Genomic DNA, 16942 nt, shown 5'->3' with positions numbered 1-16942 from the left:
GGGCTCCGAGTGGGGTGGTGTGTTTTATTTGGTGTTGGCTGGCAATTTGCTCCACGCACATTGATTCCGTGCCGTTCCAGACCATTAGGGCACTAGTTTCCCCTGTTTGCTCCGTCAGTTCCTGGAGGACCGGGTATGCTACGCGCCGCTCCTCCAGTTCCGCGAGCAACGGTCCGGCGACGGCGATCAACCCCAGGCCCAGCCGGAAGCGACGGGTTTCCGGGTCCCGCTCCACGAGGTTTTCCTGTTCGAAGGTGGATAAGATCCGTGAGACTGTGCTCTTGTGCAGGCCGACCCGGCTGGCTATTTCGGTGACTCCGAGCAGCGGCTCCTCGGCGGTGAACGTTCGCAGGACGGCGATGGCGTTGACGATGACGGAAGCACCTTTGGTGTCGCCGTTTGCGTGGGTCTCGGGGGAATCTGCTGAGGTCATTGTGTCTACCATCATTCCGTATAGGGACGGCAAAGCGGCGCCACGGTGGACGTGGCGCCGCCTTCTTTGCTGATGGCGAGAGCTCAGGCGCTGATGATGTTGTGTTCCGGGCCGAACGGGAACTTCGTGATGTTCTCCGCGCCGTCTTCGCCGACCACCAGGATGTCGTGCTCACGGTAGCCGCCGGCGCCGGGCTGGCCGTCCAGGACGGTGATCATGGGTTCCATCGAGACCACCATGCCCGGTTCCAGCACGGTGTCGATGTCCTCGCGRAGCTCGAGTCCGGCTTCGCGTCCGTAGTAGTGGCTCAGCACGCCGAAGGAGTGCCCGTAGCCGAACGTCCGGTTTGCCAGCAGCCCGTGGGAGACATAGATCTCGTTCAGTTCCGCGGCGATGTCCTTGCAGACGGCGCCGGGCTTGATCAGTTCCAGGCCCCGCCGGTGGACCTCCACGTTGATGTTCCACAGTTCCAGGGAGCGGGCGTCCGGCTCGCCAAGGAAGAGGGTCCGCTCCAGGGCGGTGTAGTAGCCGCTGGTCATCGGGAAGCAGTTCARCGACAGGATGTCGTGTTCCTGGAGCTTGCGGGTGGTGGCCCAGTTGTGGGCGCCGTCGGTGTTGAGGCCGGACTGGAACCAGACCCAGGTGTCGCGGATTTCGGAATCCGGGAAGGTCCGGGCAATCTCGTGCACCATSGCTTCGGTGCCGATCAGGGCGACCTCGTATTCGGTGATCCCGGGGGTGATGGCGTTGCGGATGGCTTCGCCGCCGAGGTCACCGATGCGTGCGCCGTGCTTGATGACGGCGATTTCTTCGGCGGACTTGATCATGCGCTGGCGCATGGCGTCCTGTGCGACGTCCACCAGGGTGGCGCCGTCGAACGCGGCCTGGATCTTGTTGCGGTTRTCCAGCGGCAGGGTGTCGTCCTCGACGCCGAGCCGGCGGACGGTGACGCCGCGGGTCCGCAGGGCCTCCTGGATGGCGAAGATGTAGTTGTCCCGGCGCCAGTCCGTGTAGACGATGTTCTCGCCGTAGCTGCGCCGCCACGGCATGCCGGCGTCGATGTTCGCGGTCACCGTCACGGTGTCGTCGGCCGTGACCACCATGGCGTAGGAGCGGCCGAAGTAGGTGAAGAGGAAGTCGGAGTAGTACTTGATGGAGTGGAAGCTGGTCAGCACGACGGCGTCSAGGTTCTTCGCTGCCATGATCGAACGGAGACCGGCRATGCGGCGYTCRAGCTCGGYRTCGGAGAACGTCAGCTGAACCTTCTGGCCGTTGTGCAGGACCTTCAGGCGTTCCAACTCGGAGACGTTTGAGGCAAGGGCGGTGGTGGAGATAGACACAGGTATTCCTTTGCGTGTTGATGGTGAAAAATTTGGGGTGTCGCTTGACGGCTCTCGGGCGCGGCTTGCCGGCTCAGGCCAGGCGGGCCGGCTCCGGTTCGTGGACCTTGTCCTCGCAGGCGTCGCCGTGCTCTGCGAGGACTGCGTCGTCCTCGAGGTCGAGGCGGACACCGATGGGCACACCGGCCCGGATGCGGCTGCGGAAGCGCGGGTAGCCGAGGCCGAAGTAGATGGCCGAGGAGGTCAGGGTCCCGGCCAGCCAGGAGAGGTCAATGCCGCCCATGGCCGTCGCGATGGGGCCTTGCAGGGCCGGAACTCCGCCATACATGAACATCCAGGTCATGATGAGGCCGGCGAAGAAGGCGATGAACGCCGAGGGGTTGATGGCCTTGAGGGAGGTCTTCTTCGAGTCAAGGAAGAGGTAGGAGAAGTCCTTGTGGTGCCGCTCGAAGATGAAGTAGTGGACGGCCATGATGCCTCCCCAGGTGGCCACCCAGGCCACGATGGCGCCGAGCCAGGTGTCGAGGATCATTGCGAAGTCCTCGGCGAACATGAAGCCGATGACGGCGAACATGGACAGGATTCCCACGATGATCGACAGTTTGCGCCGGGAGATCTTGACATCCAGGGCCTGGAAGGCGACACCGAAGGTGTACAGGTTGATGATGTTGGTGGCGATGGGCCCGTGGATGACCAGCAGGATGACCGGGATGGCCAGGCTGCCGAAGTTGGAGACGATCAGTTCGCCGGGATCGGCCTGTCCGTTCTTCGTCGCGAGGCTGGCGCCGAGGATGCCGAGCCAGACGACGGGCAGGAACTGGCCCAGAACGCTGACCAGGAACAGCTTGGTCGGCTTGACCTTGCGGCTGACGAAACGGGAGTAGTCGGGAGCGTAGGTGAACCAGCCGATACCCCAGCCGATGCCAATGACGGTCATGATGCCGGACATCGCGGCGAGGCGCGGCATCCCCTCCAGGACGGCCCCCGCCGGCCCGGCGTAGCTCCAGTTGATGTCCAGCTGCGTCCAGGCGACGATGGACATTCCGACCAGGACCAGGATGGTGGGCGGCATCGTGATCCGTTCGAACTTGGAGATGGCGCGGTAGCCGCGGTAGCAGATGGCCACCTGGACAGTCATGATGACCGCCGCGACGGCGATGCGGACCGCGATGTTCTTTTCATTGGGGTCGACCCAGCCGATCATGCCGAACAGGGCAAGGATCAGGTCCAGGATGACCCAGGTGTTCACGGCGGACCAACCGATGGCGATGGTCGCCTGGATGGCGGCCGGAAGATAGGCCCCGCGGCGGCCAAAGGCGCCGCGGGCCAGCAGCATGCCGGTGGCACCGGTGCGCTGGCCCAGGATGACGAAGAAGCCAAAGCCGGCCATGCCAATGAGGTTGCCGACGATCAGTACCAGCAGGGTGTCGCCCAGACCCAGTCCCAACTGGATGCCGAGGGCTCCGAGGATCCAGTTGATGGGGGCAACGTTGGCGCCCGCCCAGATCCAGAACTGGCCGGACAGTTTCGTGGTCCGGGCGGATTCCGGGATGGGCTGTAGGACGTCTTCTACTTCGACGGTCGGCTCTTCGTGCGACCGTTGTTTAGCTTGGTTCATGCGCGTCTCGATTCACTTCGTTGTGATTGCCGAACGGAAGGTAGTTTCAGCTTATTGGTGATGCAGAGCACAACCTAGATGCTTTTTGATTACACTGAACCCATATCAGGCGACGAAACGTCGCACGTTTACCTTTGGGGTATCCATGATCACGCTCGCAACCGTCCTCGAGTCCCAGCCGCTGGCCGCCGCCGACCCGGTGGTGCGCAGCAGTGTGCCCGGCACCCTGGAACGAGCTGTCCGCTGGGTGCATTCAAGCGAGGTGCTGGAGATTGCCCCGCTGCTGCGCGGAGGCGAGCTGCTGCTCTCCGGCGGGGAAGCCTTGCTGGCCCTTCCCCCACAAGAGCAGGAAAATTACATCCGCAGCCTGGCGGGACGGAAGATTGCCGCCCTGGCCCTGCAGACTGCGGGCCAGGCGGCGCCCATGTCGGAATGGCTGATTGCCGCGGCAAATGAGTACGGGCTGCCGCTGATTGACCTGCGCGCGGTGGTGCCCTTTGTCGACGTCGCCGAGGCAGTGAACCGCATGGTGGTCAACGAGCAGGCTGCCGCCCATGTGGTGGTCGACGACGCCTCCCGCCGGATTGCGCGCCAGATCACGGACCGGGGGCCGAATCTCCCGGTCATCCTCGAGATGCTGGCCACCTCGTTGGAGGCGGAGGTGTCGCTGACGGCGCCGGATGGATCCCCGCTCGGCCGCGCCGGCAGTGCCTTCGGCGAAGCGGACGCCACCGACGCGGCCGGCCCGAGCCACGAAGAAGGCTCCCAGGCCGTGGCCGGCATCGTGGTCGGCGGGCAACTGGCGGCCCAGCTGACACTCCGGTCCCCGTCGCGTGATCCTTTCCTGCTTGAGCTTGCAGCCGACCGGCTCTCCGGCATCCTCGCACTGGCCCTCGCGCAGGCCTTCCGCCCGACGCCGGCCCAGGTGGCCGATGCGCGACTGTTGGAGACGGTGATCGAGGGCGGCGACGCCGCGATCATCGGGCCACTCTGGCTGCAAGCCGGCCTGCAGCCCGGACTGGCTGCCGTAGTGGCTGTCTTTCGGACGTCCGGGCGGGAAGCGAACTTCTCCACCGTCGAACGCGCCGTCCGTCTGGCGGGAGTGACCGTCAAGTCCCACCAGCGGGACGGCGAACGGGCGGTGCTGTTCACTGTGGCGCGCACTGAGGCGCACGCGGTCCGGGATGCGCTGCTCCGGGCAGCGCGGGGCGCCGTGGGCGGCTCCGAAGGCTTTGCGGCCTTCGGCCCCACCGTGGCCGACGGCCTGCGCGCGCACGAGTCCTATGTTGAGGCGCAGGAGACCATCCGGCTCGGGACACCGGCCGCGGGCGACGTGCTCGATGCCATGGACTTTCTGGGGCGGCGGATCCTGGATGCCGTGCCGGACCCTGGCTTCCTGGACTCCTACGTGGAATCTGGCCTGGCGGAAGTCCTCGAGTGGGACCGGAAACACGGCACCGCGCTGCTGGGGACGCTGCTGTGCTGGCTGGACTCCGGGTGCAACACGACTGCGTCAGCCGTCACCTTGAACGTTGAGCGGCAGACGATGCACAAGCGGCTGAGCAAGATCCAGGCCCTGCTGGGCGGGGACCCTCGAACCTCCGGCCGGCTGCTGACCCTCCATATCGTGGCCGCCGCGGCGGCGGCCACGCCCGCCGCGCACCCGGTCCGGCGCACGTCCTAGAGGACGCTGCGGATAGTCTTCTCGAAGCTGGTGACGTGCTCGAAGGCCAGGCCCGCCGCCCGTTCGGCGTCGCCGTCTGCAATGGCGTGGAGCAGGTCGACGTGTTCGGTGATGTGGCCGGCGACGGACGGGATCTTGTCCAGCACCAGGCACCAAATGCGGGTCGCCAGGTTGTCGTACCGGATCAGCACGTCCTCCAGGTGAGGGTTCGCCGCGGCAGCGTAGATCTGCCGGTGCACCATGATGTCAAAGCGCATCAACGTGTGCTGGTCGGCGCCCCGCGGGTCCGAGCCGGAGATATCGGCCGCCAGCGACCGGAGCGTGGCCCGCATTTCAGGGTTGGCGGAGCGCGCAGCCCGCCGTGCCGCGAGCGGCTCCAGCAGTTCGCGGATCTCCGAGATGTCGGCCAGTTCCGTGATGTCGACGCGGGTGGCAAACGTTCCCCGGCGCGGATAGGAGACCACCAGGTGGTCACTCTCCAGCCGCTTGAGCGCCTCGCGGACCGGCGTGCGCCCAAACCCTAGCCGGGCCGCGAGAACCGAGTCGTTGATGGCCTCCCCCGGCCGAATTTCCAGCATGATCAGCTGGTCGCGCAGCTGCCGGTACGCCTGTTCCGACAGCGGCAACTCCGCGCCGCCTGCTTCCGTATCTTCCACCGCAAGGCTCGTCATGTCCCCTCCTCGTGTCTCACTTTGCGTATTGCCACCCCCGCCGCGGTTGTTTTAGTAACACCCTTGACGTGACGTGACCTACAACATATTGTTGCATTCAATCTAATATATCAGTCATGTATTAGTTGGCTAGCAGTTGTTGACTAGCCCTTGATCGAAAGGAGCAAGCCATGGCAGATGTGCTCACCGGCACCCTCTCCAGCGTCGACGCCGAAGTCGACGCAGCCATCGCCCGAGAGCTCGACCGCCAGCAATCGACGCTGGAAATGATCGCCTCGGAAAACTTCGCCCCCACGGCAGTGATGACCGCCCAGGGCTCGGTGCTGACCAACAAGTATGCGGAGGGCTACCCCGGCAAGCGGTACTACGGCGGGTGCGAACACGTGGACGTGATCGAACAGCTCGCCATCGACCGGGTCAAGGCCCTCTTCGGCGCCGAGGCCGCCAATGTGCAGCCGCACTCCGGCGCTCAGGCCAACGCCGCCGCGATGTTCGCGTTGCTGGATCCGGGCGACACCATCCTGGGCCTGGACCTGGCGCACGGCGGCCACCTGACCCACGGGATGAAGATCAACTTCTCCGGCAAGCTGTACAACGTGGTTCCCTACCATGTGCGTGAATCCGACATGACGGTGGACATGGCCGAGGTGGAGGCGCTGGCGCTGGAACACCGGCCCAGGCTGATCGTGGCCGGCTGGTCCGCCTACACCCGCCAGCTCGATTTTGCGGAGTTCCGGCGCATCGCGGACTCCGTTGGCGCCTTCCTGATGGTGGACATGGCCCACTTCGCCGGCCTGGTTGCAGCGGGGCTGCACCCGAACCCGGTGCCGTACGCCGACGTCGTCACCACCACCACGCACAAGACGTTGGGCGGCCCGCGCGGCGGTGTCATCCTGAGCCGCGAGTCCCTGGCCCGCAAGATCAATTCCGCCGTTTTCCCCGGCCAGCAGGGCGGCCCGCTGGAGCACGTGATCGCGGCGAAGGCCGTGTCATTCAAGATCGCCGGAACCCCCGAGTTCAAGGACCGCCAGCAGCGCACCCTGGAAGGGGCCAAAATCCTGGCCGAGCGGCTGCTCGCACCCGACGTCGCCGAATATGGGATCTCCGTGGTGGGCGGCGGCACCGACGTCCACCTGGTCCTGGTGGACCTGCGCAACTCCGAACTGGACGGCCAGCAGGGCGAGGACCGCCTGCACCGGATCGGCATCACCGTGAACCGCAACGCGGTTCCGTTCGACCCCCGGCCGCCGATGGTCTCGTCCGGACTGCGCATCGGTACCCCGGCGCTGGCCACCCGAGGCTTCGGCGCAGCCGAATTCACCGAGGTTGCCGACATCATCGCCGAGGCCATCAAGGGCGAACTCAGCGACGAGTCCGCCGTGCTGCTCCGTGACCGCGTCACCGTCCTGGCCGAAAAATTTCCGCTATACCCGAACCTGCCGTACCCGAACCTGCCGTACCCGAACCCTACTTATCCGGACCCCGCCGCGGACGCCGGAACTACCCCGAACGGAGTTGCCCAGTGAGCACCGACCACCTCCCGGAGCACCCGGACTTCCTCTGGCGCAACCCGGAGCCCAAGTCCTCCTACGACGCCGTGATTGTGGGCGGCGGCGGGCACGGCCTCGCCACCGCCTACTACCTGGCCAAGAACCACGGCATGACCAACATTGCCATCCTGGAAAAGGGCTGGCTTGCTGGCGGCAACATGGCCCGGAACACCACCATCATCCGTTCCAACTACCTCTGGGACGAGAGCGCGGCGATCTACGAGCACGCCCTGAAGCTGTGGGAGATTCTGCCCGAAGAGCTCGAGTACGACTTCCTCTTCAGCCAGCGCGGGGTCATGAACCTGGCCCACACCCTGGGCGACGTCCGCGAAAGCATGCGCCGGGTCGGGGCCAACAAGCTCAACGGCGTGGACGCCGAGTGGCTGGACCCGAAGCAGGTCAAGGAACTCTGCCCCATCCTGAACATCAATGACAACATCCGCTACCCGGTCATGGGTGCCACCTACCAGCCGCGCGCCGGCATCGCCAAGCACGACCACGTCGCCTGGGCCTTCGCTCGCAAGTGCGATGAGCTCGGCGTGGACATCATCCAGAACTGCGAAGTCACCGGCTTCCTCAAGGACGGAAACCGCGTCGTCGGGGTCAAAACCACCCGCGGCACGATCCACACCGAGAAGGTCGGCCTCTGCGCGGCAGGACACAGCACCGTCCTGGCGGAAATGGCAGGGTTCCGGCTCCCGGTCCAGTCGCACCCGCTCCAGGCCCTGGTGTCCGAACTGCATGAACCCGTCCACCCCACCGTGGTCATGTCCAACCATGTCCACGTCTACGTCTCGCAGGCGCACAAGGGCGAACTGGTCATGGGCGCCGGCGTGGACTCCTACAACGGCTACGGTCAGCGCGGTTCCTTCCACGTGATCGAGCACCAGATGGCGGCCGCCGTCGAACTCTTCCCGATCTTCGCCCGGGCCCACGTCCTCCGGACCTGGGGCGGGATCGTGGACACCACCATGGACGCTTCCCCGATTGTGGGCACCACTCCGGTGGAGAACATGTTCGTCAACTGCGGCTGGGGCACCGGCGGGTTCAAGGGGACCCCGGCCGCCGGCCTGACCTTCGCCCACACCATCGCCACCGGCGCCCCGCACCAGCTCAACAAGCCCTTCGCACTGGAACGCTTTGAAACCGGTGCCCTGATCGACGAACACGGCGCCGCCGCCGTGGCCCACTAGCGAAAGGTAAAGGACATGCTCCTGATTTCCTGCCCCAACTGCGGGCCACGAGATGAGACCGAATTCCATTACGGCGGCCAGGCCCACGTGCCGTACCCCGAAAACCCGGCAGAACTCACCGACCGCGACTGGGCCGAGTACCTGTTCTACCGCGACAACACCAAGGGCATTTTTGCCGAGCGCTGGCTGCACAGCACGGGCTGCCGGCAGTGGTTCAACATGCTCCGCGACACCGTCACCTACGACATCCAGGCCGTGTACCCGATGGGGCAGTTGCGTCCAGCCACGGGATCAACAGCCCCCACCGTCACCACCCCGGTTTCCCCGGAAGGAGCAATCAAATGACCGCCCAGCCGCAGCCCGCGCGTCTTAACGCCGGCGGACGCATCGACCGCAGCGTCACCTGGCGCTTCACCCTGGATGGCCGCGAATACGCTGGCCATCCAGGCGACACCCTCGCCTCCGCCCTGCTGGCCAACGGCCGGATCGCCGCCGGAAACTCGCTGTACGAGGACCGGCCGCGCGGCATCATGTCCGCCGGCGTCGAGGAATCCAACGCCCTGGTCAAGGTTGCGGCCCGGTTCCCCGGCCACGTCGCCGAGTCCATGCTGCCGGCCACCACGGTCTCCCTCGTGGACGGGCTCAGCGCCGAGTGGCTCAACGGGCTGGGCAAGCTGGACCCGGCCGAGGACTGTGCCGAGTACGACAAGAAGTACGTCCACACCGACGTCCTCGTGGTCGGCGGTGGCCCCGCGGGCCTGGCCGCGGCCCGCGAAGCCGTCCGCGCCGGCGCCCGGGTAATCCTCATTGACGACCAGCCCGAACTGGGCGGCTCGCTGTTGTCCGGATCCACCGCTCCGGACCTCGCGGACACCATCGAAGGGCAGTCCGCCCTGGACTGGGTGGCCAACGTTGAGGCCGAACTAATCTCCGCGGCCGAGTGCACGGTGCTGAACCGCACCAGCGCCTTCGGCTCCTACGACTCGAACTACGTCATCGCGGCCCAGAACCGGACGGACCACCTCCTGGGCCCGGCAGCGCCCGGAGTGTCCCGGCAGCGGATTTGGCACATCCGTGCCAGCCAGGTCATCCTGGCACCGGGCGCCCACGAACGCCCGCTGGTCTTCGAGAACAACGACCGCCCCGGCATCATGCTCGCCTCCGCGGTCCGCAGCTACCTGAACCGCTACGCCGTGGCCGCCGGCTCCCGCGTGGTCATCAGCACCACCAACGACAGCGCCTACGCCCTCGCCGCCGACCTCCGCGCCGCCGGCGTCAGCGTCGAAGCCGTCGTCGACGCCCGGACGCAGCTGAGTGAAACCGCCGCTGCGGCAGCCGCAGCCGGCACCCGCGTGCTGATCGGCAGCGCCGTCGCCGACACCACCGCCGCCGGAACCGACACCGCCGGAACGGGCGGCCGGCTCTGCGGCGTCACCGTCCGGAGCATCAACGACGACGGCGAACTCACCTCCGGCGTCGAACAGATCGCCTGCGACCTGCTCGCTGTCTCCGGCGGCTGGTCACCGGTGGTGCACCTGCACTCCCAGCGCCAGGGCAAGATCCGCTGGGACGATGACCTGGCGGCGTTCGTCCCCAGCAGCGTCGTCCCCAATCAGCAGGTGGCCGGCTCCGGCCGCGGCAGTTTCGAACTCGACGACTGTGTCGCCGAAGGCATCGCCGCCGGGGCAGCCGCGGTCGGCGCCGCCGGCTTCACCGCCGCGGGCACGGAGGCCAYGGCGGGAACGCCGACGCCGCCGCGCGCCTCGGCCCCGACCCGGCAGCTCTGGCTGGTTCCGGGGCAGGAAGGCGGCCCGGAGGACTGGCATCACCACTTCGTCGATTTCCAGCGCGACCAGACCGTGGCCGACGTCCTGCGCTCCACCGGGGCCGGGATGCGGTCCGTGGAACACGTCAAGCGCTACACCTCGATCAGCACGGCCAACGACCAGGGCAAGACCTCCGGGGTAAACGCGATCGGCGTCATCGCCGCAGCACTGCGGCAGGCCGGCGAAGCGTCCCGGGGCATCGGGGAAATCGGCACCACCGCTTACCGCGCCCCCTTCACCCCGGTGGCGTTCGCGGCCCTGGCCGGACGTCAGCGCGGCGAGCTCTTCGATCCCGCCCGCGTCACCTCCATCCACCCGTGGCACGTCGCCCAGGGTGCGCTGTTCGAGGACGTCGGCCAGTGGAAGCGGCCGTGGTACTACCCGCAGGGCGGAGAGGACATGGACGCCGCGGTGCTGCGCGAATGCGCCGCCGTCCGGGACTCGGTGGGCTTCATGGACGCCACCACGCTGGGCAAGATCGAGATCCGAGGCAAGGACGCCGGCGAATTCCTGAACCGCATCTACACCAACGCGTTCAAGAAGCTTGCACCGGGCTCGGCCCGCTACGGCGTGATGTGCACCCCCGACGGGATGATCTTCGACGACGGCGTCACGCTGCGCCTCGACGAGGACCGGTTCTTCATGACGACCACCACCGGCGGCGCAGCCAAGGTGCTGGACTGGCTGGAGGAATGGCTGCAGACCGAATGGCCCGAGCTGGACGTGCACTGCACCTCCGTCACGGAGCAGTGGACCACCATCGCCGTCGTCGGACCGAAATCCCGAGCCGTCGTGGCCAAGCTGGTACCGGAGCTGGACGCCGACGGCGGCCTCGACGCCGACGCCTTCCCGTTCATGACGTTCCGCGAAACGACGCTGGCCTCCGGCGTCAAGGCCCGGATCTGCCGCATCTCGTTCTCCGGCGAACTGGCCTACGAGATCAACGTGCCGGCCTGGTACGGGCTTTCCACCTGGGAAGCCGTGGCCGCGGCCGGCGCCGAGTTCAACATCACCCCCTACGGCACCGAAACCATGCACGTGCTCCGGGCGGAGAAGGGCTACCCGATTGTTGGCCAGGACACCGACGGAACCGTCACCCCGCAGGACGCCGGGATGGAATGGGTGGTGTCCAAGGTCAAGGACTTCATCGGCAAACGCTCCTACGCCCGCCAGGACGCCGGCCGCACCGACCGCAAGCACCTGGTCAGCGTCCTCCCCGTCGACGGCAGCATCCGGCTCCCCGAAGGAACCCAGCTGGTGGAGCAGGGCATCCCGGTCAATCCTGCCTACGGCCCCGTGCCCATGCAGGGCTTCGTGACCTCGAGCTACCACAGCGCCGCGCTGGGCAGGTCCTTTGCCCTGGCCCTGATCAAGAACGGCCGCAACCGCATCGGCGAGACCCTGGTGGCCGCCGCCGGCGACGAACTGGTGGACGTTGTCGTCGCTGAAACTGTACTTTTTGACTCTGAAGGGACCCGTAAAGATGGCTGACACTGCAGCACTCGAAAACTCCAAGAAGATCCAGACCCTCCGGAAGAGCCCGGCGTCGCACCTGGGCGCGGCTTTCGAAGCGGGCTCGGTCGCGGGCGTGGTGGAACTGCGCGAGGTGCCGTTCCTGACCATGGCGGGGCTCCGGCTGGCCCCGGCCAGCGCGGCCGGCGAGCGGCTGGCTGCCCTCACGGGCGGGCTGCCGGCCATCTCCGGGGAGGTCGGGGGTAGTGGCGACACCGCGGTGCTGTGGCTGGGTCCGGCGGAATTCCTGCTTGTGGCGCCCGCGGAGTCGCACGAAAGCCTGGGCGGCAGCCTCCCCCGGACGCTCATCGAGGGGCTCGGGGACGGCGAGGGACAGGTGGTGGATCTGTCCGCCAACCGCACCACGCTCGAACTTTCGGGTCCGCGGGCGCGGGCTGTGCTGGAAAAGGGCTGCGCCCTGGACCTCCACCCCCGCGTCCTGAAACCCGGGACGGCGCTGTCCACGGAAATCGGCGGCATCCCGGCCATCCTCTGGAAGACTGCGGACGAGACCTACCGGGTCCTGCCGCGGGCCTCCTTTGCGGAGTTCCTTGGCCGCTGGCTCCTCGATGCCATGCGCGAATTCGCGACCCCCGAGGTCCCCTAATGGCGCTCAGCGTCCTCGACCTGTTCTCCGTTGGCATCGGGCCGTCCTCCTCCCACACGGTCGGCCCGATGCGGGCGGCAAAACGCTTCGCCGACGGGCTCAAGAGCGACGGTCAGCTGAGCTCCACCACCAGGGTCCAGGCCGAACTGTTCGGTTCCCTGGGCGCCACCGGCCGGGGCCACGGTTCAGATAAGGCCGTGGTCCTGGGACTCCAGGGCCAGGACCCCGAGACCGTGGACACCGGAACCGCCGACGACCAGGTGGCTGCGGCCGCGCTCGACGCCGAACTCAGGATCGCCGGGGACCACCGGGTGGACTTCAACTGGGACGAGGATGTGGTCCTGCACCGCCGGAAATCCTTGCCGGCCCACCCGAACGGGATGACCTTCCGGGCGCTGGACCGCTCCGGGGCAGTCCTCCGGGAACGCAGCTTCTACTCGATCGGCGGCGGCTTCGTGGTGGCCGGTGACGCCGCCGGCACGGACAAGGTTGTCGAGGACACCACGGTGCTCCCGTATCCTTTCACCACGGCGGATGAGCTCCTGGCGACCTGCGCCCGCGAAGGCAAGTCCGTCTCGGACATCATGCTCGCCAACGAGCTCGTGTGGCGCAGCGAGGCCGAGCTCCGCGAGCGCCTGCTCAAGATCTGGGCCGTCATGCGCGAATGCGTGAGCAACGGCTGCGCCGCGGAAGGAATCCTGCCGGGCGGGCTCAACGTCACCCGCCGCGCGCCGTCGTTGTTCAGGACGCTTAGCGCCACCGATGCGGAGCTGGACGGCGGAACCTCCGCCGACCCGCTGCTTGCGATGGAATGGGTGAACCTGTTCGCGCTGGCGGTCAACGAGGAGAACGCCGCGGGCGGGCGGATCGTCACCGCCCCCACCAACGGCGCGGCCGGGATCGTGCCGGCGGTCCTGCACTACTACACCAGGTTCGTCCCGGGAGCCGACGACGACGGTGTGGTCCGCTTTCTGCTGGCCGCCGCCGCCGTCGGCATCCTGTTCAAGATCAACGCCTCGATTTCCGGGGCGGAGGTCGGCTGCCAGGGCGAAGTGGGCTCCGCCTGCTCCATGGCCGCCGCCGGGCTCTGCGAAGTGCTCGGCGGGACGCCGGCGCAGGTGGAAAACGCCGCCGAAGTCGGCATTGAACACAACCTCGGCCTCACCTGCGACCCGGTGGGCGGGCTCGTGCAGATCCCGTGTATCGAACGCAACGCCATCGCCAGCGTCAAGGCCATCAACGCCGCGCGTCTTGCCCTGCACGGCGACGGCAGCCATAAGGTATCCCTGGATAAAGCCATCAAGACCATGCGAGAAACAGGAGCGGACATGAAAACCAAGTACAAGGAAACCTCCCGCGGGGGCCTCGCCGTGAACGTCATCGAGTGCTGAACGGTGACGGCTATCCAGTCTGAAGCGTCGGCGGCCGGGCCGCAGGTGGTGGAGCACGTGCTCACCCTCGATTGCCCCGAGCAGAAAGGGATTGTGCACGCTGTTTCCGGATTCTTGCTGGAACACGGCTGCGACATCCTCGACATCAAGCAGTACGGGGAACGCTCCGAAGGGCATTTCTTCATGCGCGTGCACTTCTCCTCGGAGGGGGACGCATCCACGGCAGAACGGCTGAGGGCGGCCTTCCCCGCGGTGGGCGACCGGTTCGCGATGAACTGGCAGCTGGAGCGGCACGGTTCGAAACGACGGGTGCTGATCATGGTGTCCAAGTTCGGCCATTGCCTCAACGACCTGCTGTTCCGGGCCAGGATCGGGGAATTACCGGTCGATGTGGTGGCTGTTGTCTCCAACCACACCGACCACCAGACGCTCGTCGAATGGCACGGCATCCCGTTCTTCCATGTGCCGGTCACGGCCGCCACCAAGCCTGAGGCGGAACAGCGGCTCCTAGACCTCGTCGAGGAGTTCGACGTGGAGCTGGTGGTGCTGGCCCGCTATATGCAGGTCCTCAGTGATGACCTGACCCGCCGCCTGGACGGCCGGGCCATCAACATCCACCATTCGTTCCTGCCCAGTTTCAAGGGCGCCAAACCGTACCACCAGGCGTACGCACGCGGCGTGAAGACAGTCGGCGCCACCGCACACTACGTCAACGCGGAGCTCGACGAAGGGCCCATCATCTCCCAGCAGGTGGTGGAGGTAGACCACACCTACGGCCCCGAGGACCTGGTGGCGGCCGGGCGGGACACCGAATGCAAGGCCTTATCCAATGCGGTCCGCTGGCACTGCGAAGGCCGCGTCATCCTGCAGGGCAACCGGACCGTGGTGCTGCGCTAGTTCCCGGTAGCAGGCGCTGAGAGCACCCGGTAGCCGGCGCGGCGTACCCGCCGGGTCAGTTCCGCGTCCACGCCTGCCGGGTCTTCCCGGAACGGCCCGACGTCCTCCAGCACGGATCGGCGGAAGGCCCGGATGTTGAGCGCCGGCATCCGGGCCCGCAGCCGGTTCAGCTTCGCCGGCCGCCGGTCCCCGCAGACCGCGCCGGTGCGCCTGTCGCCGAAACCCTGGAGCATCCGTTTGACGGTGTGCCGGGCCAGGATGCCGTCCGCGTCGACGAGCATCAGGACCTCGCCGGTGGCGTGCTGAAAGCCCAGGTTCAGGGCGGCAGCCTTACCGGCGCGGGCCTGCCGGACGACCTTGATCCGCAGGTCCGCGGCGGCCATAGCCAGCATGAGTTCGGCCGTGGTGTCGGCGGACCCGTCGTCGACCAGCACCACTTCGTAGCGGTCGTAGCTGGTGAGCTGGATGGACCGCACACAGTCCTCGATGTCGCCCGCCCGGTTGAAGGCGGGGACAATGATCGACACCGTGGGCCATTCGTCCAGCAGGGTGGGCGTGCCACGTCGGCGGCGCAGCGCGGCGCTGACCTCAAACCGCAGCGACATTGGCATGCGTCGCCGGGCTCTGCCGGAAGGACGCCGGGTTGAAGGAAGGCAGCACGAAGGAGGCCAGGACGGCGTCGAGCAATTCGGGTGCGAGCGCGCTGTGGGCGCCGAACCGGGCGCTGACTTCGAGCACCACCGGGGTCCCGTCGGCGCGGCGCCGGACAACGACGCCGACCGGGCCGGTCAGGCCCAGCACGCGGACCGCCGCCATCGCTACATTCCCCACGTCGACGGCCTCTCCTGCCTCAGCCCGGCGGGCGCCCGCCGCGTTAGCCACCGCCCCTTGGGCCGCTTCCGTGTTCTCGACCACGACGACGAACGGCGCGGCGCTGTTGTGCGCCGGGGTGCCGAAAACCATCGGACCGTACTCAGTTCCCGGGATGAATTCCTGCACTATCTGGCCAGCCGGCAGATGGTGCCAGTCCACCTCCGCGCTGCCGTCGACGACGACCGCCCCGCGCCAGCCGCCCGCGACGCGGGGCCGGACGACCACCGGGCCGCCCAGGGCGTCCATGGCGGCGTCGGCGCTGGCGAAGTCCCTCGGCACGCCGAATCGGGGGACGGGCACACCGGCCGACTGCAGCTGCCAGGCGGTGTACAGCTTGTCGCCGGCGAGCGCCACAGGACCCGGTTCGCCGATGACGACGCGGACGTCGGGACCGAACCCGGCGCGGAACGCTGCCAGCTGCGGCAGTTCCTCGCTCACGGTGGGAATGACGAGGTTGACGTCTTCGGCGGCCACCAGCCGGCGGAGTGCAGAGACCAGTTCCGGGTCCGAGGCCCCTGGGACACGAACACCGGTGATGCCCGAGCCTGCCGGCAGCTCGCGGATGTCGGTGCCCAAGACGGGAATGCCCCGTTCTTTGAGCTGGGCCGCTATGGCGTGTCCCGCGGCGCCCCCGGCCCCGGTAACCAGCGCGCGGGGCTTCACAGGTGGCCCTCTTGATGAGACGTGAGCATAAGAATCCAATTCCTTTGCTGAAGTTCCGGCCGCCCCAGTGCTGCGCCGGACAAATTGGTGGATGGAGGTGCCCCCTCAGTAAAAGGGACGTTTCTATCGGATAGCCCGAGTAGGGGCTACCCGAATCTGCCCCGAGGGCCCCGCCGCGCGGCTCGGGCGCTACTGGGGTTGATCCGGGGGCTACCCGAGGCGCTGTCTTGGAATGCCGCAAGCCCGCGGACCGTGACCTCACATGACGCCGGCCCCGGTGCCGGGCGCCGTCGTAAGTGTTAGATTTTTTGTGAGTAATGAGCCCCGGCGACAAGCCCTGACTTGCCGGGCGGCAACCCTCCTTTCGCGGCGGGGTGCCTCAGGTGAAAACTCGGCAATCGACCATTCGAGCTGCAAGCGTGAGAGTAAGGAGACCCGTCATGCCCGACGCGTCCGCGCCCGCTGTGCCCGGCACAGCCGCCGCCCCGTCCCCGGCCGTTCCCGGTCCGGGCACAGAAAAACCACTGGCCTACCGGCTGTTCACCGGCCCCGATGACCGCAGCTTTTGCGAACGCATCTCGGCCGCACTGGCCGACGGCTACGTCCTGCACGGCAGCCCCGCCGTCACGTTCAACGGCAGCACCGTCATAGTGGCCCAGGCCGTCGTGCTGCCGGCGGCAGTCG

The 16942-nt window shown here is 67.2% G+C and carries 15 protein-coding genes and 1 riboswitch; of the genes, 9 read left to right on the top strand and 6 right to left on the bottom strand.

Going from position 1 to position 16942, the window contains the following annotated elements:
• The 3 genes from AB4Y86_RS01870 to AB4Y86_RS01860 all read right to left on the bottom strand — a co-directional run.
• The coding region (locus tag AB4Y86_RS01870; protein ID WP_441399736.1) for an IclR family transcriptional regulator at positions 1 to 445 on the bottom strand (445 nt) is incomplete at its 3' end.
• Between the two features lie 71 nt (positions 446 to 516).
• Positions 517 to 1773 (bottom strand): aminopeptidase P family protein, encoded by a 1257-nt coding sequence (locus AB4Y86_RS01865; RefSeq protein WP_441399735.1) that lies wholly within the window; start codon positions 1771 to 1773, stop codon positions 517 to 519.
• Between the two features lie 73 nt (positions 1774 to 1846).
• The gene (locus AB4Y86_RS01860) at positions 1847 to 3391 is read right to left on the bottom strand and encodes a purine-cytosine permease family protein (protein ID WP_441399734.1); all 1545 of its coding nucleotides are present in this window, start codon (positions 3389 to 3391) and stop codon (positions 1847 to 1849) included.
• Positions 3392 to 3536: 145 nt separating this feature from the next.
• Here AB4Y86_RS01860 and AB4Y86_RS01855 point away from each other — a divergent pair, with 145 nt between their 5' ends.
• Positions 3537 to 5075 (top strand): PucR family transcriptional regulator, encoded by a 1539-nt coding sequence (locus tag AB4Y86_RS01855; protein WP_441399733.1) that lies wholly within the window; start codon positions 3537 to 3539, stop codon positions 5073 to 5075.
• Here the strand turns inward: AB4Y86_RS01855 and AB4Y86_RS01850 are convergent.
• Positions 5072 to 5746 carry a GntR family transcriptional regulator gene (locus AB4Y86_RS01850; protein WP_441399732.1) on the bottom strand — a complete coding sequence of 225 codons (675 nt, stop codon included), beginning with the start codon at positions 5744 to 5746 and terminating at the stop codon, positions 5072 to 5074. The two genes, AB4Y86_RS01855 and AB4Y86_RS01850, sit on opposite strands and share 4 nt — an antisense overlap.
• Before the next feature lie 170 nt (positions 5747 to 5916).
• Here AB4Y86_RS01850 and glyA point away from each other — a divergent pair, with 170 nt between their 5' ends.
• Genes glyA through purU form a run of 7 tightly spaced genes read left to right on the top strand, consistent with a single transcriptional unit; the run spans position 5917 to position 14722 of the window.
• Entirely contained in the window at positions 5917 to 7272 is a 1356-nt protein-coding gene (gene glyA, locus AB4Y86_RS01845; protein WP_441399731.1) for a serine hydroxymethyltransferase, read from the top strand.
• Positions 7269 to 8489: a sarcosine oxidase subunit beta family protein gene (locus AB4Y86_RS01840; protein ID WP_441399730.1), complete on the top strand. Its 1221-nt coding sequence runs from the start codon at positions 7269 to 7271 to the stop codon at positions 8487 to 8489. Before glyA ends, AB4Y86_RS01840 begins: the two co-directional genes overlap by 4 nt.
• A 15-nt stretch (positions 8490 to 8504) precedes the next feature.
• Entirely contained in the window at positions 8505 to 8834 is a 330-nt protein-coding gene (locus AB4Y86_RS01835; RefSeq protein WP_441399729.1) for a sarcosine oxidase subunit delta, read from the top strand.
• Complete coding sequence (locus AB4Y86_RS01830; protein WP_441399728.1) at positions 8831 to 11806, top strand: 2Fe-2S iron-sulfur cluster-binding protein; 2976 nt, start codon at positions 8831 to 8833, stop codon at positions 11804 to 11806. Before AB4Y86_RS01835 ends, AB4Y86_RS01830 begins: the two co-directional genes overlap by 4 nt.
• Positions 11799 to 12434 carry a sarcosine oxidase subunit gamma gene (locus AB4Y86_RS01825; protein ID WP_441399727.1) on the top strand — a complete coding sequence of 212 codons (636 nt, stop codon included), beginning with the start codon at positions 11799 to 11801 and terminating at the stop codon, positions 12432 to 12434. The genes AB4Y86_RS01830 and AB4Y86_RS01825 overlap by 8 nt, the downstream gene beginning before the upstream one ends.
• Entirely contained in the window at positions 12434 to 13825 is a 1392-nt protein-coding gene (locus tag AB4Y86_RS01820; protein ID WP_441399726.1) for an L-serine ammonia-lyase, read from the top strand. Before AB4Y86_RS01825 ends, AB4Y86_RS01820 begins: the two co-directional genes overlap by 1 nt.
• A 3-nt stretch (positions 13826 to 13828) precedes the next feature.
• Complete coding sequence (gene purU / locus AB4Y86_RS01815) at positions 13829 to 14722, top strand: formyltetrahydrofolate deformylase (protein WP_441399725.1); 894 nt, start codon at positions 13829 to 13831, stop codon at positions 14720 to 14722.
• Here the strand turns inward: purU and AB4Y86_RS01810 are convergent.
• Positions 14719 to 15327, bottom strand: coding sequence for a glycosyltransferase (locus tag AB4Y86_RS01810; RefSeq protein ID WP_441399724.1), 609 nt, complete (start codon positions 15325 to 15327; stop codon positions 14719 to 14721). The genes purU and AB4Y86_RS01810 overlap by 4 nt on opposite strands.
• Positions 15311 to 16258: an ATP-grasp domain-containing protein gene (locus tag AB4Y86_RS01805; protein WP_441399723.1), complete on the bottom strand. Its 948-nt coding sequence runs from the start codon at positions 16256 to 16258 to the stop codon at positions 15311 to 15313. Before AB4Y86_RS01805 ends, AB4Y86_RS01810 begins: the two co-directional genes overlap by 17 nt.
• 313 nt (positions 16259 to 16571) lie before the next feature.
• A riboswitch (SAM riboswitch) is annotated at positions 16572 to 16684 on the top strand.
• A gap of 14 nt (positions 16685 to 16698) precedes the next feature.
• Here AB4Y86_RS01805 and AB4Y86_RS01800 point away from each other — a divergent pair.
• Positions 16699 to 16942 (top strand): DUF1737 domain-containing protein (locus tag AB4Y86_RS01800; RefSeq protein ID WP_441399722.1); only part of this gene is annotated, 244 nt, incomplete at its 3' end.

Source organism: Arthrobacter sp. 2YAF22_2, from assembly GCF_052114645.1.
Classification (GTDB): domain Bacteria; phylum Actinomycetota; class Actinomycetes; order Actinomycetales; family Micrococcaceae; genus Arthrobacter.
Note: the sequence above shows the minus strand (reverse complement) of the source record. Positions and strands in the feature narration are given on the sequence as shown.